The sequence below is a fragment of the Thiofilum flexile DSM 14609 genome (assembly GCF_000380185.1).
GTDB lineage: Bacteria > Pseudomonadota > Gammaproteobacteria > Thiotrichales > Thiotrichaceae > Thiofilum > Thiofilum flexile.
Genome location: NZ_KB904816.1, coordinates 101,021 through 123,023, shown reverse-complemented (window position 1 = coordinate 123,023; position 22,003 = coordinate 101,021). Strand labels below are relative to the sequence as shown.

At 42.9% G+C, this 22,003-nt stretch carries 18 protein-coding genes; 8 read left to right on the top strand and 10 right to left on the bottom strand.

Translation table 11 applies throughout. The features are described from left to right. Nucleotides 1–99 precede the first annotated feature (99 nt). The 4 genes from A3IK_RS0117275 to A3IK_RS0117260 form a co-directional block, all read right to left on the bottom strand. A complete protein-coding gene (locus A3IK_RS0117275) occupies nt 100–3,849 on the bottom strand; it encodes a cadherin repeat domain-containing protein (RefSeq protein WP_162596685.1) in 3,750 nt (1,249 codons plus the stop codon). Between the two features lie 234 nt (nt 3,850–4,083). Beyond that, nucleotides 4,084–5,331 carry a molybdopterin molybdotransferase MoeA gene (moeA, locus tag A3IK_RS0117270; RefSeq protein ID WP_020561228.1) on the bottom strand — a complete coding sequence of 416 codons (1,248 nt, stop codon included), beginning with the start codon at nt 5,329–5,331 and terminating at the stop codon, nt 4,084–4,086. 195 nt (nt 5,332–5,526) lie between these two features. Then, entirely contained in the window at nt 5,527–6,066 is a 540-nt protein-coding gene (locus A3IK_RS0117265; RefSeq protein WP_020561227.1) for a hypothetical protein, read from the bottom strand. Between the two features lie 226 nt (nt 6,067–6,292). Then, on the bottom strand, nt 6,293–7,051 hold the full coding sequence (locus A3IK_RS0117260) for a dienelactone hydrolase family protein (RefSeq protein ID WP_020561226.1): 759 nt from the start codon (nt 7,049–7,051) through the stop codon (nt 6,293–6,295). Between the two features lie 197 nt (nt 7,052–7,248). Here A3IK_RS0117260 and A3IK_RS0117255 point away from each other — a divergent pair, with 197 nt between their 5' ends. After that, nucleotides 7,249–8,070: a YadA C-terminal domain-containing protein gene (locus A3IK_RS0117255; RefSeq protein WP_020561225.1), complete on the top strand. Its 822-nt coding sequence runs from the start codon at nt 7,249–7,251 to the stop codon at nt 8,068–8,070. A gap of 70 nt (nt 8,071–8,140) precedes the next feature. Here the strand turns inward: A3IK_RS0117255 and A3IK_RS0117250 are convergent, their stop codons facing one another. Further along, entirely contained in the window at nt 8,141–8,836 is a 696-nt protein-coding gene (locus tag A3IK_RS0117250; protein WP_020561224.1) for a thermonuclease family protein, read from the bottom strand. Between the two features lie 94 nt (nt 8,837–8,930). Between A3IK_RS0117250 and A3IK_RS0117245 the strand changes: the two genes are divergently transcribed. Beyond that, nucleotides 8,931–9,818: a DMT family transporter gene (locus A3IK_RS0117245; protein WP_020561223.1), complete on the top strand. Its 888-nt coding sequence runs from the start codon at nt 8,931–8,933 to the stop codon at nt 9,816–9,818. Between the two features lie 130 nt (nt 9,819–9,948). Here the strand turns inward: A3IK_RS0117245 and xylB are convergent, their stop codons facing one another. The 5 genes from xylB to A3IK_RS0117220 all read right to left on the bottom strand — a co-directional run bounded on the left by xylB (nt 9,949) and on the right by A3IK_RS0117220 (nt 16,380). After that, nucleotides 9,949–11,400, bottom strand: coding sequence for a xylulokinase (xylB, locus tag A3IK_RS0117240; protein ID WP_020561222.1), 1,452 nt, complete (start codon nt 11,398–11,400; stop codon nt 9,949–9,951). A gap of 110 nt (nt 11,401–11,510) precedes the next feature. Beyond that, on the bottom strand, nt 11,511–12,185 hold the full coding sequence (locus A3IK_RS0117235; RefSeq protein ID WP_020561221.1) for a hypothetical protein: 675 nt from the start codon (nt 12,183–12,185) through the stop codon (nt 11,511–11,513). 83 nt (nt 12,186–12,268) lie between these two features. After that, entirely contained in the window at nt 12,269–13,549 is a 1,281-nt protein-coding gene (gene eno / locus A3IK_RS0117230) for a phosphopyruvate hydratase (protein WP_020561220.1), read from the bottom strand. Between the two features lie 63 nt (nt 13,550–13,612). Then, nucleotides 13,613–14,446, bottom strand: coding sequence for a 3-deoxy-8-phosphooctulonate synthase (kdsA, locus tag A3IK_RS0117225; protein ID WP_026221042.1), 834 nt, complete (start codon nt 14,444–14,446; stop codon nt 13,613–13,615). A 269-nt stretch (nt 14,447–14,715) separates the two neighbouring features. Further along, a complete protein-coding gene (locus A3IK_RS0117220) occupies nt 14,716–16,380 on the bottom strand; it encodes a CTP synthase (RefSeq protein ID WP_020561218.1) in 1,665 nt (554 codons plus the stop codon). Between the two features lie 153 nt (nt 16,381–16,533). Between A3IK_RS0117220 and A3IK_RS0117215 the strand changes: the two genes are divergently transcribed. The 6 genes from A3IK_RS0117215 to A3IK_RS0117190 all read left to right on the top strand — a co-directional run bounded on the left by A3IK_RS0117215 (nt 16,534) and on the right by A3IK_RS0117190 (nt 21,951). After that, a complete protein-coding gene (locus A3IK_RS0117215) occupies nt 16,534–17,163 on the top strand; it encodes a uracil-DNA glycosylase family protein (RefSeq protein ID WP_020561217.1) in 630 nt (209 codons plus the stop codon). A gap of 141 nt (nt 17,164–17,304) precedes the next feature. Continuing rightward, nucleotides 17,305–18,987: an SWIM zinc finger family protein gene (locus A3IK_RS0117210; protein WP_020561216.1), complete on the top strand. Its 1,683-nt coding sequence runs from the start codon at nt 17,305–17,307 to the stop codon at nt 18,985–18,987. A gap of 87 nt (nt 18,988–19,074) precedes the next feature. After that, complete coding sequence (locus tag A3IK_RS0117205; protein ID WP_020561215.1) at nt 19,075–19,845, top strand: inositol monophosphatase family protein; 771 nt, start codon at nt 19,075–19,077, stop codon at nt 19,843–19,845. A gap of 346 nt (nt 19,846–20,191) precedes the next feature. Next, nucleotides 20,192–20,614, top strand: coding sequence for a MarR family winged helix-turn-helix transcriptional regulator (locus A3IK_RS0117200; protein WP_020561214.1), 423 nt, complete (start codon nt 20,192–20,194; stop codon nt 20,612–20,614). Between the two features lie 78 nt (nt 20,615–20,692). Continuing rightward, nucleotides 20,693–21,292 (top strand): aminotransferase class III-fold pyridoxal phosphate-dependent enzyme, encoded by a 600-nt coding sequence (locus A3IK_RS19940; protein WP_020561213.1) that lies wholly within the window; start codon nt 20,693–20,695, stop codon nt 21,290–21,292. Nucleotides 21,293–21,315: 23 nt separating this feature from the next. Next, nucleotides 21,316–21,951 (top strand): glutathione S-transferase, encoded by a 636-nt coding sequence (locus A3IK_RS0117190; RefSeq protein ID WP_020561212.1) that lies wholly within the window; start codon nt 21,316–21,318, stop codon nt 21,949–21,951. Nucleotides 21,952–22,003 lie beyond the last annotated feature (52 nt).

Here is a 22,003-nt window from a genome sequence, read left to right as displayed (position 1 = left end):
CTATTCTCCAATCAATCCGTAGATTCTACCTGCTGAGCAAACGGCTGCCTAGGCAAAGCAAAAGGAGCCAGCAGAATATGCTGACTCCTCTTATCTGTTTTAAGGTAGATTACCTATGACAATATAATCACCTGACTTGTTACTATTCGCCGGGTAGGTGAGTATATTGGTTACTAACACGTTTAGATCATTCATGGGACCATTAAAAGTCGTTATACCATCTAAGTTAAAGTCCGTCACTTGATAGGCATTGAGCTTATAATTGGCGCTAGCGGTATTATTACCCGTAGCACCTATAATTGCGTTACGCATCATACTTAAATCCGTCATGACATCGGTACTACTAGCAACCACTTTCTGATCATAGTTAGCATCACCCGCCCATAAGAATGCTTTACCCGCACCGATTAGGCGTGAATAATTGCCCATTACGGCAGCCGTTGGTAACCCAAAGTCATACCAAGTCGCCGTGGTATTTTCCAAGAGCACGGTAGCCGCACTAATCACACCTAAATGATTCCGATGTTGTACCGCTAAGTAATACTTACCGGCAGGAGCATTCTCAACCATAATACGAGTATTACCTGTCGATGGGTCGACAATATCCCCATCCCGTTGAAGGAGGGCAGCTTTACTCCATAATACGGCCTCCGGTGAGGTTGCACTGCGTAATTGGAGTAATACCCAATCGACGGGGGCATCAAAACCTTCTTCGAGTAATAGGCTTGCGGATAAGACTTCAGTGCCTTGATAAATAAAGGGCGGCATATTAAAAGGTTGGCGTAAAGGTAGCAACCCCTTCACCCGTAAGCTATCCCGCATCATTTGGGTATTAGGGTCAAAAGCGCCTTGTAACCAAGCACGTACTTGTAGCTGCAATACTAAGCCACTAATCAATTTAAGATTAATGACTTGGCTATCAGAAGCCCCATGAGGGTCAACCACCTTGACTATGACCTCATAGACATTATTCACATCCGCATCACCCGGCGGCAAAAAGACATCCCCCCAAGGTGCATCTCCGCCCATAGAAGGTGGCGAAGTGAAACTTAACACCCCAGTCACAGAGTCAATAGTAAACTTAGCGGCATCAACACCGCCAATAATACTATAAGCCAAGACATCATTATTGCCATCGGTAGCAACCACGGTAGTCGCATGAGTGCGTCCTTCAATGACCGAAATATTGGCAATATCACCCCCACCATCACTGATAATAATAGGGGGTAAGTTCTCAAACACATCATCCACAATCACGGTAATGACTTGGCGATCCTCTCCCCCCTTACCATCGATGACTAGCACTTCTAACTCATAGTGATTGTCTTGATTAGCATCCGTCGGATTCTCATAATCTGGGGCTGTAATAAACTTTAATACGCCACTAGTAGGATCTAAAGCGAATTTAGCCGCATCCACTCCACCCGTAATACTAAAGGTCAGGGTATCATTATCCACATCTGTTGCGGTGACGGTGGTTACTGCGGTTGTATTCTCTAATACACGAATAGTGGCCGTATCGCCCCCGCCATTACTGGTAATCACGGGTGGCGTATTATTACGGCAATCCACAGGATCACCATAGTTACCTAGGTAGTTATTCGAGGTGACCGTTCCCCAACCTAAGTTGGTAAATTGATTGGTGGGGCGTGTATTGGCTGAGTTTGGATATTGAGCAAAGGGGTCGGAATTTTCCATCACCTTCACCAAACCCTCACAAGTCTTACTATTATTGGCAAAACTGAACATATCGATTTCAGCACCAGCTTGCCAATTAAAGTTTTGATGTCCATAGGGAGAGAAAGTGAAAGATAAATAATCAACCTGTGGATTTTCAGTAGGGGCATCTTTACGTGAAGTCTGTGCCCACACTACATCCGCTACTTCTGACCTTAAATCCTCAGCAACAAATCGATTACCGGCTGCATCCGTACCAGTAGGTACGGTTAAAGTAATTTGCCCAGTTAAGTTATAATTTTTCCCTACATTAGGATCGCGGGTAGGACGCATATAGACATGATAGCGTCCATCACTAGCAGAGCGACGCACGGTATATTCTAATACCTTATACACATCCGATTTAGTCACGGTCACAGTGAGATTTTGTTGGTCAATCCCCCCATAACCATCACTCACTTGGACATTAACTAAATAGCTATTATCACGATTAGCATCCTGAGGATTATCAAAGCTGGGTGGGCTACTGAAAACTAACGCGCCCGTACTGGGATTAATCAAAAATAATCCTGCATCTACCCCACCTACGATCGAATAAGTTAAGGTGTCATTATCAGGATCAGTCGCCGTCACCGTAGTCACAGCACTGCGCTGGTCAGCAACACTAATATCTGCACTATCCCCACCCCCATTACTGGTAATCACTGGCGGATTATTATTGCGACAATCTACTGGATTACCATAGTTGCCTAGATAGTTATTTGCAGAAGAAGGCCCCCAGCCTAAGTTGGTAAACTGATTGGCGGGACGTGTATTAGCTGAGTTTGGATATTGAGCAAAGGCGTCGGAGTTTTCCATAACCTTCACTGACCCGCTACAAGTAGTGCTGCCATTGGCAAAGCTGAATATGTCGACTTCAACACCCGCTTGCCAGTTAAAATACTGATGTCCATAAGGGTTAAACGTGAAAGATAAATAATCCGCTTGTGGATTTTCAGAAGGCGCAGTCACCCGTGAATTCTGCGACCACACGACATTAGCAACTTCGGATCTTAAATCACTGACTTTAAATTGCTCACCCGTAGGGGCAACCAAAGTAATCTGTCCGGTTAGACTATAATTTAATCCGGCAGTTGGGTTACGAGTGGGACGCATATAGACATGATAACGTCCGTCACTCGCAGAGCGGCGCACGGTATACTCTAATACTTTATATTGATCCGAAGCTCTAACGGTAATAGCCAAATCCTGATAGTCCACGCCCCCTTGACCATCACTCACATGGACTTGCACATGATAGATATTATCGCCATTACTATCTTTAGGTTGATCAACTGTGGGAGTAGACAAAAAGTTTAACACCCCAGTCACAGGATGAATGCTAAATAGAGCCTGATCTACGCCCCCAGTAATACTAAAACTCAGGGTATCATTATCTTGATCTGTAGCCGTTACTGTTGTGGCATATACTTGATTTTCCGATACATTAAAGGCGGCACTATCACCGCCACCATTACTCGTAATAACTGGATTATTATTCGCATTACAGCGCACCGACGCTAGATAGTTGCCAAGGTAATTATTCATCGAATAATCCCCCCAGCCTAAATTGGTGAACTGATTACCGGGATTGGTATTAACAGAGTTAGGCCAAATCGCAAATGGCTCCGTATTATCTATTAAGGCAACCGACCCCGAACAAGTATTGGGATTAGAAAAGTTAAAAACCTCTAGCTCCACACCGGGCTGCCAAGTAAAATTCCGACTACCCATGGGTTCAAAGGTGAAGGATAAGAAATCTACTTGTGGATTTTCCGTAGGTGCATTGACACGTGAAGATAAAGTCCAAGTCACGCCCGTGATAGTGGAGGTTATATTGCTCGGCACAAACTGATTCGCACCCGTACCCGTGGGTACTTTAAGGGTCACTTGGCCTGCAAAGTTAATATTATTATCCCCACTAATGGCGGTCGTTGGGCGCATATAGATATGATAACGCCCATCGGTGCTACGCTTAACACCATACTCTAATACCTGACCTGCTGCCCATGCATTTGGTGTAAGAAAGAGTATTAGCAATAACCCCAATACTAACCACATAGAAACAGGGAAAATTAGCGGTACTATGTTGTTCCATCTGTAAGGCTCATGTCCCGACTGAAACACCAGCATTATGGCTCTCCTACATTATTTTTATAACTTATTAGCGAGTAATTAAAGAGAGAAACACTCAACTTTCCCACTTTGAGCTAAGCTTAAACACACCACAATGACACCGTACTCTACCTGACATCTGTTAATGAGGCGCTATTAGACTAAGCCTATACTATATTATACATTTTATTTATGATAACTCATAAGGACAACAGATGAAATAGTACAAATGAATAAATATCATCTCCTAACTTAAAACAGCCCTTCAAATAGAACAATAGGCACCTCAGCCCCCTCCTCTATATTACTCCACTCACGCGCTAACACTATAAAACAATTAGCCAGACTCATAGAACGCAGAACATGGGATTCTTGTAACCCGGTACTTTGCACCCACCATTGCCCCGTATCATCTTGATGGCAAATACCCCGCTGATAATCTTGGCGTCCAACGGCTTTTCTCACTGGACTTAATAACTTAGCTTGCGTCATGGCTAAAGGCTTTACCGGATAGTGACCTAAAGTTAATAAAGCCGGACGCACTAATACGAGAAAAGTGACCATGGTTGATACGGGATTGCCCGGTAAACCAAAAAAAGCACACTCACCTAAACGTCCAAACGCTAAGGGCTTGCCAGGCTTCATAGCAATTTTCCAAAAATCAATTTGTCCTAATTGCTCTAATAAACGGGTGACATAATCAGCCTCCCCCACTGATACGCCCCCAGAACTAATCAATACATCCGCCTGTTGTAGCGCCGACTTAAAAGTTGCCTCCAATAACTCAGGATCATCAGGTACTATGCCAATATCCAGCACCTCCACCGCTAAACGTTGTAATAATCCACGCAGCGTATAACGATTGCTATCATAAATTTGCCCCGCATTCAGCGTTTGTCCTATAGGTTTTAATTCATCGCCAGTCGAGATAATAGCCACCTTCGGTTTACGCCATACCGTTACCTGTCCTATTCCTAACGAGGCGATCAATCCTAAATCAGCCGCATTAAGTACTCGCCCACTAGCAAGCACTTCCGAGCCTTGGGCTAAATCCTCACCCGGATGACGAATATGTTGCTTAAGTCTTACACTACCTTGATACTCAATTAGTTCACCTTGAACTATAACCTCCTCCTGCATAAGCACCGCATCCGCCCCCTCTGGCACCACCGCCCCGGTCATAATGCGTACACACTCACCCGCCCCGACCGAGCCTTGATAGGGATGACCGGCGAATGATTTGCCAATCATACGAAATTGTTGCAAACCTTGCGTTTGGCCTTGGCTCTTGACTGCATAACCATCCATAGCCGAATTGCGATAAGGGGGCACATCAAAAGGTGCGATAATAGCCTGTGCTAACACCCGTCCTAATGCTTGTGTTAACTCAAGGGTCTCGCTTTCTTTGATGGGTTTAATGGTTTGTAATATACGGATTTGAGCCTGATCAACGGTGAAAGTATTCACGGGCAAAAAATCACAACTAGGGGGGTTACTCATACAAGACTCTAAGCACTTAATTCAGAAATGGCTAAAAGCTTATAGGCAAAAGAAGCTCTGAATCAATGTTCATCATGAAAGAAGCAGAAAAAAAGGGTAAATTCTCCGGTGAAAAAACTTACCCTAAAACTAGCATTCAATCACGGCGAATGAATGCAAGGGATGGATAAAATGCAAACAAGTTAGCGAATGAGCTTAATATCTTGGCGGATTATAACGGGGGGGTTCATAACGCCGACTACTCAATGCCCTAAAATTGTCGGCAGCGCGATCTAATAATGCATCTAAACGCGCAATCTCACGACGACTTAAACGCATATCGGATTTCATCGAAGCCTCAATATAATGTATATCGTTTTGTTCTCTTTTTAGTTGCATATAGCCTGAACGTGTTAAACGTCCTTCACGATACGCATTTTCAATCCGACTTGCTTGACGATGTTGACGATCATCAATGCGACGGCTGTGCATAGGAAACTCACGGCGCTCCCGCTCATAATCAGGGTCATAACGTCCCGGACGGTTTGGACGATAGGGACGATCAGGACGCATCGGACGCTCTGGACGATAGTTATAAGGGGGTGGGGTATTAGTAGGTACCGCCTCGATACTCACTACACCGCCATCAATACGATCGACCTCACTACCTGAGGGTTCGCCCCACGCATGGGATGTGGCACTCCAGACCAACAGGGGGAGTAAGGATGCCAATGCTAATTTTTTAAGGGTTGTCATATAGGGGTTCTCCTTGACATACAATACATTAAGCACTTTGACTTCAGTGCCACCATTATCTCCCCTTACCTACAGGAGTAACGACTTGTTACTTAATTTGACGCGCTGTGAGGGAAATAGTTGACACTAACACCATAAAACGGGGGGACTAGAATCTCCCCCAGCTAAAATAGACTTGAGTTTGGAACTAAAGAACTTTTATAAGTTCCCTCTGCAACGATTTATTTTAGTTAGCGGAGGTGGGCTGTAATCGATCTTTTAAAAAATCTTGGAATAAAGCCCATGATTTTTTATCCGCATCTTCGCGATAACGCTCAGAACCAAATACAGTAAACGCATGAGGCGCACCACTATAAGTCACCATTTCGTGTTTAATGCCGGTTTTTTCTAACTCTTTAGCTAATGCTGCGAAATCATCCATGGTTACGGCATCATCAGCCGTTCCATGCATAACCAAAACTTCACCTTTGGTATTTTTGTAATCCTCACCTTCAGGTGTCGTTAGCCCCCCATGAAACGAGGCAAACCCTTTTAAATCAGTACCGGAACGGGCTAGCTCTAATGTTGCAGCACCCCCAAAACAATAGCCCATAGCGACAGCATTGTTCACATCGCCCCCTTGGGCTTTAGCGGTATCGAGAGCACCCTGCATTAAAGTACGCATTTTAGCGCGATCTTTATACAACTCGCCGGTTAAGCGCTTACGCTCCTCTATTTCAGCCGGACGTACACCTTTACCGAATAAATCGACCGCAAACACGTTATAGCCCAGCTCTGTGAGCATATCTGAACGTTTCTTTTCATAATCGGTGAGACCATCCCAATCATGAATTAACAGTACTAACGGAGCCTTATCCGATGCCTTGCTGTAATAACCTTCGTAATCCTTGCCATCCACCTGATAAGTCACTGCGGTACCGGCTGCATAAGCGGTTGACCCTAGAGCCAGACCTAGACCCACTATCCATGTATTCACTGTTTTCATCACCATCCTCCTCATTGATTGAACCGATATTTCAAACACTCTATCTAATAGTATACAAATAGCTGGCTTATAAGAACTACGTTAAACACCCTGTACTTTTTATAACCACTATTAATCGGTTTATCACAAATTTGTAAACTTCACACTATAATGTCTGTCGTATTGGATTAATGACTATCAACGATAAGGAAGTAATAATGGTCACATTCGCTCATAAAACGGGTTATTTAGCCTTAGTTATCAGTAGCCTACTATTCACCACCCCTAGTTTAGTTTCAGCAGCGGGGGAAGGTATGGTACAAGGTACTACCCAAAAAGTAGACTTGCTAACAGGTAAGGTTACTCTCAACCATATGGCGGCAGACTCCATTGACAGCAGTAAAGTTAAAAATGGCAGCCTACAAGGAGGAGATTTAGCTGCAAATACATTAACCAGTACCCAAATTGGCACGAATGCGATTGGGGCAGATGAATTAGGCAATGCCTCGGTAGATAACGCGGCTCTACAAGAAGGCGCTGTCACCAACAATAAAATTGCGAATGGCACGATCCAAGGCGGTAAAATTGCTGCCAATACGATCCAAAATAGCAATATCGCACTCGGTACTTTAAGCCTAGATCGCTTTAATCAAGCCACTCAAGCCATTATTCTAGGTACTAAAACCACTGCGGCTCTATTTCAAACTACCGCCATCACCGGCTCTGATATTGCCGATGGTTCCATTGGTGTGAATCATTTAAACTCTAGTTTACGGAGTCAAATTGAGCGCATTGATGGTCTAGATAAACGCCTTGATACCCATGAACGCGGTATCGCTATTAGCATGGCCTCTAGTAATATCCCGACTATTCCTAATAAACCCCATCAATTCGGGGTTGGGGTTGCCTCTTTCGGTGATACCCAAGCTCTAAGTGCGCGTTATCAAGCACAAGTTGGCAAGAATGCTGCTATTTCGTTTGGCGGCGGTGTTGCAGGAAATACCAGTGCGGTGAATATGGGTCTGGGCTTCGGCTGGTAACGCCCGCCCTATTAAACTAGACCAAGCAAAAACCATTGGGAGTCATACTCAATGGTTTTTGTAGCAATCCCTATTTCTGACTTCGGCATAAACTCTCGCAGGGAATACCGTTTTTATCCGCATCTAAGCGCTTGAGCTTACATTCATGCAAATAGCGTTTAGCTTCTGCACAAGAACTCATTTCAGCACAGGTCTTTTTCTCACAACCACTCCCCCACCAACCCGACCAAAATGATTTTTTAGGCTCTGCAGGATGTGGGGTTGCTTTGGGTTTGTTTGCATCACTATGCCTATAAACCCACGGGGGTGTCGGTTTTTTATCCTGCCATAGCCCTAATTTGGCGCGTTGTGCTCGCTCTTGAGCACTAACATAATCCTGATCATGCGCGTATTGGGTATAAACCCATGCCATCCCCTGCTCAATTTGCTCGCGATTAATATCCCGACCATTTAATAAGACTTTTCCGGTTATACGCCCATATTTATCTGTGGTTTCTATTTCAATCTTTACCGTCTCATACATTAAACGTTTAGCTAGTCTTTGTTTGGATACTTCCCCAAAGGCTTGACGTTTTTCGGGTGCATCGATTTGGGATAGGCGTATTTTGACTGTCTGATAATTAAAGGTGAGTAGAGTAATGGTATCACCATCATGCACCCCTACCACAGATCCGAGTAGTGTCCCCTCTGCGTGCAAACCACCACTAAAGCTGCCCCAAAATACGAGCCAAAACCATAGAGGCCAGCCCTTAAAACGTTTTATCATTATTCTCTATCCACGTTCAAAAAGGCGTAATTGTAAGCTATTCTAGAGCGCTTTAGCATGACGAGCCGCTTAGCTGTTGGATAGCAAAATCACTATGGACAAACATCATACTCCCTTAGCCAATGGGCTATTATTAGGTGCCGCTATTATCTGGGGCTTTGGCTTTGTGGCTCAACGCTTGGGCATGGAGCATCTAGGTCCTTACACCTTTAATGGTTTACGCTTTATTTTAGGGGCTTTATCCTTATTACCGCTGATTTGGTGGTTCAGCCGTAAAAGCGGTCTAGAATTATCCTTGCCTTTACTCATAGGGGGAATAGCCACAGGCAGTTTGCTATTTATTGCCGCCTCCCTACAGCAGGTAGGGTTACAATATACCACCGTGGCAAACGCTGGATTTATCACAGGATTTTATTTAATCCTAGTGCCTATTCTCGGCTTAATCATTAAACATAAAACCGGACTCAATACTTGGATTGGCGCAATATTGACCCTAGTAGGCTTATATTTTTTAAGTATTAAGGCTAATTTTTCTATTGGCTATGGCGATTTATTACAACTCATAGGTGCTTTATTTTGGGCTATTCACTTACTCACCATCGACCATTATTCGCATCGAGTTAATCCCATACAATTAGCGAGTTTACAATTTTTTGTTTGTAGTTTATTAAGCTTTACCGTCGCTTTTGCTACTGAGCAGCCTACCTTAGCTGGTATACAAGCCAGTTGGGCGGCCTTGCTTTATTCAGGTCTAATGTCGGTGGGCTTAGCCTATACCCTACAAGTCGTCGGGCAGCGTTATGCACATCCCTCTCATGCAGCGATTATTTTAAGCTTAGAAGCCGTATTTGCTGCACTTGGTGGAGTATTGTTTTTAAATGAATATTTAGATCAGCGAGCATTATTAGGCTGCGGCTTAATGCTGACAGGTATGTTGATTTCACAATTACCCATGCCCAAGCTAAAACGGGCAGATGTCTAGTTCACTTACTAACCTAACCGTAGGGGGATGTTTCTGGAGCAGTCTTGGCGGCATGGATGCCGCCTTGTAGCGTACAAGGATGTATTCACAGCGACTGCGGAAGAAACATCCCCCTACGGTTTACCACAGTCTAGCTTAAGCTTTTTATCGCCGGATATGCCAACCGATAACGCTCATAAGCATGGGCGTAATCACTCAATAGTGCGATTTCTGGCTCAAAGGTTTGCTCAATCACAGGAGCCGTTAAAACTTGTAAAGGATCAACTTGCAAGGCCGCAATCATACCCAAACGAGCAGCGCCTAATGCCGCCCCCACTTCATTATCCTCTGGTAAATCAATCGGCAGATTTAAGACAGTCGCTAATAATTTCAGCCAATACACCGAGCGAGAACCGCCCCCCACTGCAATCACGCGCTCTAATTTGCTACCGGCTTGTTCCAATGCTCTTAAATTATCTTTTAAAGCAAACGCTACCCCCTCTAATACCGCCTGAGTCATCATTTCTCGCTCAGTGGCATGGGCTAGGCCAAGAAAGGCACCCCGTATTGCGGCATCATTATGGGGGGTACGTTCTCCAGCGAGGTAAGGTAAAAATAATACCCGCGCAGGCTTATGTAGCTCCGTACCTAATTTTTGCGTTAACTCAGCGGCTGATTGCTCAGCAATATGCGACCACCAATTAAGAGCATCGGTGGCGGATAAAATGACACCCATTTGATGCCATGTATTCGGAACAGCATGGCAAAAGGTATGTACGGCACTGGCGGGATTGGGCAAATAACGCTCGGTTGCGGCAAACAGTACCCCAGAAGTCCCTAAAGACACAAAGGCTGAACCCTTAGTCACCACTCCCATACCACAGGCTGAAGCGGCATTATCCCCCGCTCCCCCGGCGACTACGACCTGTTTACCCATACCCCAACGCTCAGCTAGTTCAGGGCGCACATAGCCACTGACATCCGTCCCCTCGACTAAGCGCGGCATTTGTTCCTCGGTTAAATCGCAGGCGTTTAATAGTTCTGTTGACCACTGCCGCTTACCCACATCCATCCATGCCGTCCCTGCTGCATCTGAGCAATCGGAGGCATATTCTCCCGTGAGCCACCAGCGTAAATAATCTTTTGGTAATAATACCTTAGCAACCTTAGCAAAGATTTCGGGTTCATGACGCTGTACCCACACCACTTTTGGCGCGGTAAAGCCCGGAAACACAATATTACCCGATAGTGCGCGAAACTGGGGATTAGCATCTAACTCAGCCGCTTCCTTATAACTACGGGTATCATTCCATAACATACACGGGCGCAATACTTGATGCTGCTGATCTAAAAGGGTGGCTCCGTGCATATGTCCAGATAAACCTATGCCCTTCACCGCTGCAAGCTCAGTAGGATATTGTTGTTTTAATTCATCTAATGCCTGAGTAGTGGCAGTAATCCAATCGGCGGGGTTTTGCTCCGACCAACCTGTATGTGGACGCGAAACGGTTAAGGGTTGCGAGCTACTGCCTAGAATATGCTGTGCATCATTCATCAGCACCACTTTGACGCTCGATGTCCCCATATCAATACCTAAGTACATTATGACCTCCTAAGCCTAACAATCTAAATTAGCAAAGCATGAAGGTATAAATTAGACAGTACTGATACCAAAATAACAATGACTAACGATACCTAACTCACAGCTCTGGTTCAGATGGTCGTGATAGCTGTCCGAGTCCGATGAGCATCTATTTCTCCAAGAAACTCCAATAGCTTCTCATAGTAAAACCTTCTTGTATGTCCGAAATAAGCCGGATGCCAAAAATTTATAAAATATCTACTATCAGCAAACCAAACACGCGGGAATATTCTAGTACGGTCTGAATATAAATGCTCAACTGACGTCCATGTGTTTCCACAAATCACTATATCAGGGTTAATTATAGCTATCTGCTCCTGAATAAATGCGCCATCTCTTTTAGCAATAGCCTTAATTTCCTTCATGTCTGATGTTTTTTTTCCATCACTTTTTTTGACATTAATAACCGCTGCCTGTAAAAGAGCGTCATCTAATATTTTACTCTTCTTGGCAGCAGGCATGGTAGGCGATCGTGTTTGTACTGCGTAACACCATAATGCACCATTGATCCACGTGATATTATTATCTTTCTTTACTCCTTTATAATAATCCCGAATAACCGCACGTTGATCAAATCCGGTTGTAACTTTATTACTATAGGCCTCTTTAAGCAGTAACAATACCTTCGTATTAGTCTTAACCCATCGGCCTTCATCAATTATCCCATCTTTAACAAAATTAATTAATTGACCTGATGAGGCACGCCATTTATCTAATAAGGCATCATGGGGAGTCAGCGTCGGCATAACTTGCCTTTAATTTATAAGATTAAACGACTAACAGATCATTCAAAAAGCACCCACTTTCGTAGGTGCTTTAAGATAATTAATTACTTAAATTGATTAAATGCTGATTTTCCAGCGTAAACGCCACGGCTACCTAATTCACCGGCAATACGTAATAATTGATTGTATTTAGCAATACGATCAGAACGTGATAATGAACCCGTTTTAATTTGGCCTGCACCTGTTGCTACCGCAATATCGGCAATGGTTGAATCTTCTGTTTCACCGGAGCGATGAGAGACTACAGCGGTATAACCGGCATTATGTGCCATTTGAATCGCCGCTAGCGTTTCAGTCAGAGTGCCGATTTGATTCACTTTAATCAGAATAGAATTCGCAATCCCTTTCTCAATCCCTTCTTTCAGGATTTTAGTATTGGTTACGAATAAATCATCACCGACAATTTGAACTTTACTACCTAATACGTCAGTTAAATGTTTCCAACCCGCCCAATCCCCCTCTGCCATACCATCTTCAATACTTAAAATCGGATATTGACGTACCCAATTATGTAAATACTCGGTAAAACCTTCGGCGGTAAAGCTGCGATTTTCAGATTCTAAAACGTATTTACCGTCTTTATAAAACTCAGAACTTGCTACGTCTAAACCTAGCCAAATATCCTCACCGACTTTAAAGCCTGCTTTATTAATCGCTTCTAAAATCACCTCAATCGCTTGCTCATTTGAGGATAAATCAGGGGCAAAACCACCTTCATCACCCACAGCCGTATTTAAGCCGCGTTTTTTCAGTACTGATTTCAGGCTATGGAATACTTCCGCCCCATAACGTACCGCTTCTGCCATACTCGGAGCAGTCACCGGTAGAATCATAAACTCTTGTAAATCAACACTATTATCCGCATGTGCGCCACCATTGATAATATTCATCATAGGCACGGGCAGTTTATAGGTATCGGCTTGTGTCAGGTATTGATATAGCGGTAAGTCTTGTTGACGTGCTCCGGCATGAGCTACCGCCATGGAAACGGCTAATAAAGCATTCGCACCTAAACGAGCCTTATTATCCGTATTGTCTAAATCAATCATGATTTGATCAATACCGGCTTGATCAGTGACTTCATGACCGATTAAAGCGCTGGCAATTTCGCCATTCACATTAGCTACGGCATTTTGTACGCCTTTACCTAAATAGCGTGAGCCACCATCACGTAATTCAATCGCCTCGCGTGAGCCAGTAGACGCACCGGAGGGTACAGCTGCACGTCCCATCGCACCACTGGCTAAAAACACATCGGCTTCAACGGTAGGATTGCCGCGTGAATCAATAATTTCACGCGCATTGATACGGGTAATTTCAGACATAATCACATCATCCTAAAAGTTCGATTAGAAAGGGTTAACACTGTGGTTGGGGTGATGAGTGTTTTATAAAGCCTCCTCAATCAAAGGCTGATTTTTTATAACACGATCGAGTGCGACTAGCGACTCTAATAAAGGCTCCATGAGGTGCAAAGGCCAAGAGTTAGGCCCATCACTCCATGCTTCGGCGGGGTTCGGGTGGGATTCCATAAATAACCCCGCTATCCCTACTGCAACCGCTGCACGAGCCAGCACAGGGACAAACTCACGTTGCCCACCGGATACATTACCTTGTCCACCGGGGAGTTGTACCGAGTGCGTGGCATCAAAAACGACGGGGCATTGGGTCGAGCGCATAATCGCGAGGCTACGCATATCGGAGACTAAATTATTGTAACCAAAGGTAGCACCACGCTCACAGACCATAATCTGCTGATTGCCTACGGCTCGTGCTTTTTCAACGACATTACCCATATCCCAAGGCGCTAAAAACTGGCCTTTTTTAATATTAACGGGCTTTTGAGTACGGGCTACACTTTGAATAAAATTAGTTTGGCGGCATAAAAAGGCGGGCGTTTGCAGCACATCGACTACACTAGCTACCTCATCGAGTGGAGTATCTTCGTGTACATCGGTTAAAACCGGAACGCCGATTTCTGTTTTAACCCGCTCCAAAATGCGCAAGCCTGTTTCTAGCCCTACCCCGCGTTTACTGGTATGAGAAGAGCGATTGGCTTTATCAAACGAGGATTTATAAATAAAAGGAATACCCAAGCGTTGAGTAATCTCTTTTAAAGTAGCGGCGGTTTCTAAGGCTAATTTCTCGGTTTCAATCGAGCAAGGACCACTAATGAGGAAAAAGGGTTGCTTTAAACCTACCTGAAAACCACATAACGGCATTGTATCGGACATTCATTTTCCCCCTAGTTTCATACGAATGATCTATTAACTAATATTGTGGTCATGGGGTCAAGTCGGTATTACTGCTAAAGACCGTCCTAATCCCTCATGACCACTGCTTACTTACTTATTAGATCTCTTACAAAGGTCGTCAAAGCCCCCCTCCCAACCTCCCCCCTGTCAGGAGGAGGAGTAAGATCGGCTCCCTCCCATGCCAAGGGGAGGGTTGGGGTGGGGTTGTTTTCGATTTTAGCAAAAGGTCTATTTATTTATAAACTTTGTTTGCGTGCAGCCTGTAGCTCATGATAAGTGCGAGCTGCCTGAATAAATCCGCTAAACAAACGATGACCTTGGCGCGGACGCGAAGTAAATTCAGGGTGGAATTGGCAAGCTAAAAACCACGGATGATCCGGTAGCTCAATCATTTCAACCAATGAATTATCCGCCGACATCCCCGAAAACACTAAGCCCGCTTTTTCGAGTACCGCACGATAGTGATTATTAAACTCATAGCGATGGCGATGACGTTCAACGATTTCATTAGCACCATAGGTTTTTTGCGCAAGAGAATTCTCTGCTAGCAGACATTTTTGTCCCCCTAAACGCATAGTACCGCCTAAATCGGAACTCTCAGTACGGGTTTCAACATTGCCATCCTCATCTTGCCATTCGGTAATGAGACCAATGACCGGATCAATTTCAGCAATATTATTCACAAACTCGGTACTAAACGCTTTCGGTAAATTCGCTACATGACGGGCATACTCAATCACAGCAACCTGCATACCTAAACAAATACCTAAATAAGGAACTTGGTTTTCCCGCGCATATTGTACCGCTCGGATTTTACCCTCCACACCGCGCTTACCAAATCCCCCCGGTACTAAAATCGCGTCATATTGACTCAATACGTGAGCAATATTTTCCTCCGATTCTAATTTTTCCGAATCAATATAGGTAATATTCACCCGTGTCTGGGTTTGAATACCCGCATGTTTTAGCGCTTCGTTTAACGACTTATAGGATTCGGTTAAATCAACGTATTTACCTACCATAGCGATATTGACTTCTGCCTCTGGAAACTCCATGGCACTAACCACATTTTTCCAGTCGGTTAAATCTGCTTCAGGTAAATCGGTTAAATTAAATTTTTCCGTGACAATACGGTCGAGCTTTTGGGCATGTAACCATAGCGGGACTTTGTAGATATTATCTAAGTCCATCACGGAAATAACCGCCCGCTCCTCAACATTGGTAAACAGGGCGATTTTACGCTTTTCATTTTCCGGCATGAGCTTTTCGCTACGACATAATAAAATGTCGGGCTGAATACCGATAGAGCGTAACTCTTTGACAGAATGTTGCGTAGGTTTGGTTTTTAACTCACCCGCCGCCGCGACATAGGGCAATAGGGTTAGGTGAATATAAAGTGCATTATTTCTGCCCTCTTCCACCCCCATTTGACGAATCGCTTCCATAAAAGGGAGTGATTCAATATCGCCCACCGTACCCCCGACCTCTACCAGAGCGATATCGTAACCTTCTGCTCCGGCACGAACTGAGCGCTTAATTTCATCCGTAATATGAGGAATGACTTGCACAGTGGCACCGAGGTACTCACCGCGCCGCTCTTTTTGAATCACATTTTCATAAATGCGACCCGAGGTGAAGTTGTTTTTTTGGGTGGCCTTAAAGCCAACAAAACGCTCATAGTGTCCGAGATCAAGATCGGTTTCTGCGCCGTCTTCGGTGACGAATACTTCACCATGTTGAAAAGGACTCATAGTACCCGGATCGACATTGATGTAGGGGTCGAGTTTCATCATGGTGATTTTGAGACCACGGGCTTCGAGGATTGCGCCCAGTGAAGCTGCGGCAATACCCTTTCCCAATGAGGAAACGACACCGCCAGTAATAAAGATATAACGTGCCATAGAAAAACAATGCGCCTATTGATGATGCAATGTGGGCGGATACTAGCACAGACCAACGGCTTGCTAAAGTAGCAATCAAGTCTCAAGTCTTTTTAGTTTTGACCACCACTGATTATGCCTATAATCACTCCTTCCCTAGCGTTTTAGACCACTATGACCCAGAGCATCATTTACCCCTATCCGCCACTCATTGAGCATCAAGCCGCTCTGCGTGCTTGCCGCCAATGCCCCCGCATGATCCCACCCGTGATTAGCTGTAACCCTGTCCTCACGCCTATTCTGATGATAGGTCAAGCACCAGGTATTCGGGAGGGTGATTTTCAGCGTCCCTTTGCTTGGACAGCCGGAAAAACGCTATTCAAATGGTTTAAGGAGTGTGGGATAACCGAAGAACCCTTTCGTGAGCGGGTTTATATGGCTGCCGTATGCCGCTGTTTTCCGGGTAAAAATCCTAAGGGTGGTGATCGTGTTCCCAACCAAGAGGAAATAATGAATTGCTCCCATTGGCTGCAAGCCGAGCTGGAAATACTCAAACCGGAACTAATTATTTTGGTGGGCAAATTAGCGATTATGCAGTACTTACCGATCAAACGCTTAGAAGAAGCCGTCGGCGTTATTCACCGCCAAGTGATTCAGGGGCGTGAAGTCGATTTATTACCTCTCCCTCATCCTTCAGGCTTATCCACTTGGGTACATAGTGATATGGGTAAAACATTGTTACAAGCTGCCTTGCAAGCGCTACGGGAACATCCCACCTGGCAAATGATGTTGCGTACCTTGTGATAGGGATGACTAAACGACGGTATTCGGAATTATGTAAACACGTGCTAGTGTTGGAGTCACTCGTAAAGCGCAAACCATTGCACCCCAATCAATAGCAATGCTTTACAAAATTAACTAGATCTATCAACAGAACCTAAGCTTATGAATTTATCAAACTTTGAAGCATACATTGACCCCATTATCCTACGGCGTGGTAAAGACTATATCACTCAGGTACATCGATTAGAGGAAACAGAGCCTAGTTTTTGGCAGGCTGAGGTCAGAGGAACTTATACCTATGATATTGAAATAGAACTACAAAATAGTACCATTAGCCATTGGTCGTGTAGCTGCCCCTATGATCTAGGCTCTATCTGCAAGCATGTCGTCGCTACTTTATTTAATATCCGTAATACCCTCAGCCGAGACTCCATTGACAATGCGGTATTCACTCCGCGCCATGCTCAGCCACAAGCGAAATACATCACTCAACAAGAGCGTGTGCAGATTTTATTAGCACAGTTGAGTAAAGAACAGCTCACTCAGTATTTAATCAATCTTTTTAACGATCATCGCGATCTAAAAGAGCAATTTTTATTACGCTTTGAAGAGCATAAAGATACTAAAAAAGTCAAAAAAGATTTTATAGCTAGCTTTCGACGCTTAGCCAAGGATCATACTGATGATTACTATATGGACTATATTAATACTAGTAATTTTGCGGATGAAGCCGAGATACTACTAAAATCCTTAAGCCAAGCCAAATTAAATCCTTTAGCTAAAATAGATATTTATATTAATACTATCGAAGTCATTGGGGAGATAGCTGAATATACAGAGAATGGTAATAGCGAACTAGAGGACTTACTCCATACTATCGCGCAAGCCTTAGAGTTATTAAGTGCCTATCTCACAGAAGAATCTATTACTACCCTACACCAACAACTTTATGAGTTAAACCAGAACTTAGATTTTGGTTTAGGCGGTAGTTTTAATGCGTTATTAAAAAACCTTGCGACTGATCGTCCGCATTTACAAAATTATATGCTGGATGAACTCAAGAAGAAGGTTACAACGCCTAACAATAGTCACTACGTCCAATCTGATGCTCAAAAACTCGAAAATCTACTGCTGGATTGGGGACGAGAAACTGAAGCACAAGAACTAACCGAAACATTGATTGCAATACCTAATTTTAGAGAGCGTAAGGTTAAAGAGCTATTAGAACAAAAAAACTATTCCGAAGCTACAGTCTTATTAAATGAAGGCATTCAATTAGCCTTAGCCAACAAGCAGTATCATACCACCACTCAATGGCGTAATTACTTAATTGCCATTGCCAAAGATACTAATAATACTGAGTTATTAAGAACTGAATTACTCAATATTTTTCAAGAAACGGGTTATAAATTACAAAACTATCTAGTACTTAAATCCACCTATGACACGGCACAATGGGATGCTATCAAAAATAGTATTTACACTAGCGTCCCTACTAATTATACCTTACAGCGAGCGGAAATTTTAAAAGCCGAAAACAATATTCCTGCTTTATATGAATTAGTCATGCAATCAAATAACTCAAGCATTGTAAAGAGCTATGCTCAGCCATTATCTACTATCTATCCTAATGAAATTAAGCAAAAATATGCCGATCTGATCACAGCTAGCTTAAAAAATACGGGGCGTGATATTTATGAACAAGCGGTAAAAGATCTACAAGAATTAAGTTTACTTCCAGAAGGGAGGCTATTAGCTAAACAATTGATTGGGCAATTTAATACTCAATATAAAAATCGCCCGCTCATGCTCACGCTATTTAAGACTTTAAATGCTAATTTATGACTAAAAAACTGAACTAGCCTCTTGACACCCCCGCACCTTTCCTGTTGGATGGTGTGCTTTTTAATAGTGGAATCTTTGACTGTGAGTATGAGTCCCTTTCTGCAAGTAGCACTTCAGGCGGCTAAAGCAGGCCAAGCTATCATTGAAAAATACTATAACGGTCACTTTGAAATACAGATCAAAGCCGATCAATCCCCGGTCACGATTGCGGATATTGAAACCGAACAAACCATTAAAAACATCATTTTAACTGCGTTCCCCGACCACGGTTTTTTTGGCGAGGAGTCTGGCAAAACCAATCCTGATGCGGAATATACTTGGCTGATTGATCCTATTGACGGTACTAAAAGCTTTGTGCGCCGTTATCCGTTTTTCTCCACTCAAATCGCCCTGATGCGCGGTAATCAATTAATTCTAGGGGTATCGAATGCGCCCACCTTTGGCTCAGGGCAACTCGCGTATGCGGAGTTAGGGCAAGGGGCCTATCTCAATGGGGAGCGTATTCAGGTCAGTGGCTATACCGATATTCAACAAGCTGCTCTCTCCACTGGCAATATTAAAACCTTGACCCAAAACCCTAAACACTGGAATGCCTTAGGGCAAATGATTCAGCAGGTACAACGCATTCGGGGTTATGGCGATTTTTATCATTATCACCTACTAGCCTCCGGTAAAATCGATCTAGTGCTAGAGTCAGATGTTAATATTTTAGATATTGCAGCCCTATCTGTGATTGTGCGTGAAGCGGGTGGCGTCTTTACCGATTTAGAGGGACAGGATTTAACCTTAGATACTACGAGTGTTTTAGCCGCCGCAAGTCCTGAATTGCATGAATATGTGTTGGCGCAATTGGCTTAAACTCTAATTATTTCAATGGGGGTTTGCTTAAGTAGTTATGAATAGCAGCCCCATCGTCTGAATGATCCGCCTCAGTCTATAAGCTCTATCTATAATAATTTATTCATATACCTATATTTATCTATTTAATTACTATCATTTTAGCCTCAAAAATATTACAAACTTAATGCTTGATAAATATTAATCACTACACTATAGTTGCATGCAATATAAATGTTAGAGACATTATTCCCTAGCATGTTACAATGTTATGTAACTCTGTGTCATGGATCAGTTTGCTTTTTTTAGGTAAAAGCTATTGATCTATAAACACAATCTCAATAACTAGTAGCGAGGAATAAAAATAATGTCCGAAAATTTAGTTCTGAATAATTTAGTATGCTTTAACTTTTATATAGGATGGAAGCAAATCGTTTCTATCTATAAAGAGGTTTTAGGAAATGATGTTAGCCCCCAAAAGGTTTACGTATTGGAAACTTGCGACCCCGAAGAAAAAATAACGGTGTGGGAGGTAGCTAGAAAAATTGGTTTAGATAGTTCTGCTATTTCAACCATGATCGCCCGAATGGAAAAGGCGGGCTTGGTATTTCGTACTCATGATTTAGAAGATCGCCGTCAGGTATTTGTTCAATTAACAGCAGACGGAGTACGGTTTCGTGCTCAACTCAGGGAAAAATACCTAGAGCTAACTGAGAGAATTAATAGAGATATGACAGGGCAGGAAATTAGTATATTAAAGGATATTACTAGCAAGTTAACCACAAACTGATCTATTGATATAGAGATAAATTGATTCAAGGAAGAATCGTCTGGTAAATATTACAACTTTATAAAAAGGCTTTGTTTTATGGGAAGCATACGTGAAAGTGTTATTAGAGAAATGCAGGCAGCACTCTTTATTGTAGATGAGATTCAATCTGGATGTGGAAGGACAGGTAAATTCTTTAGCTTTGAACATTTTGGTATTACTCCTGATATAGTTTGCCTTTCAAAGTCACTTAGTGGTTTTGGTATTCCTATGAGCATGCTTTTAATGAAACAATCAATAGATAAATGGGAGCCTGGTGAACATAATGGTACCTTTCGCGGTACTAACTATGGATTTATTACTGGAGCTGAAGCCCTAAAGGTATACTGGTCTGATAATAGATTTGAGAAGGGGTTGATAAATAAGATTAATTTTTTCCATAAGGCTCTCCTCAATCTAACACAAGGCTATCACACTAAGATTTTAAGCTATAGAGCATTGGGGCTATTTGCTGGATTAGTTTTTAAAGATGAAAAAACAACAAAAGCAGTGCAAAATTTTTGCTTTAGAAATGGACTAATTATCGAAGTATGTGGCCCTGATAGCAATGTTTTAAAATTTTTACCACCCATAAATATAGATGATGTTGACCTTGCTTCAGGTATTTCAATTATTGAAAATGCCCTAAAAACTGTTTAATATTTTATCTTGAGGAATTAAAAATGCATTTATTTATCGGATATAAAAACTACTCTTCTTGGTCTCTTAGACCTTGGTTAGCTTTAAAAGTTTCTCAGATTGAATTTGAAGAAACTATTATTCCTTTTCAGCATGATAATTCTTTATTAGAGTTAAGCAAAGAATATAAGATCCCTACGAAAGTTCCTTTTCTTATCGATGATAATAATACTATTTGGGATAGTTTATCTATTCTTGAGTATATCGCCGAAAAATACCCAAGTAAAAACCTATGGCCTTCTGATACCACATTAAGGTCAATGGCAAGATCGGCCTCCGCTGAGATGCATAGCAGCTTTATTGCACTGAGAAGCAATTTTTCTATGGATATTAGAAAAAAGACTAATAGCATTCCTAATGAAGATGTAAAACTTGATTTACTACGCTTAGCTCAATTATGGAATAACTTTTCAAGGTATAAAAAATCTGGTGGGAAGTTTCTATGTGGTCATTTTTCCAATGTAGACGCAATGTTCGCTCCAGTAATGTGGCGAGTTATTAACAATAATCTACATGTATCTGAGGATTTTAATAACTGGTGTAAAGCTATGTTAGACTTACCCGCTATGCAAGAATGGACCTCTGCAGCTCTTTCAGAAAGCAATAAATGGGTTTTATGATATAAATAATAAAAGCCTAGATTACACTAGGCTTTACTTAAATAATCCAAAG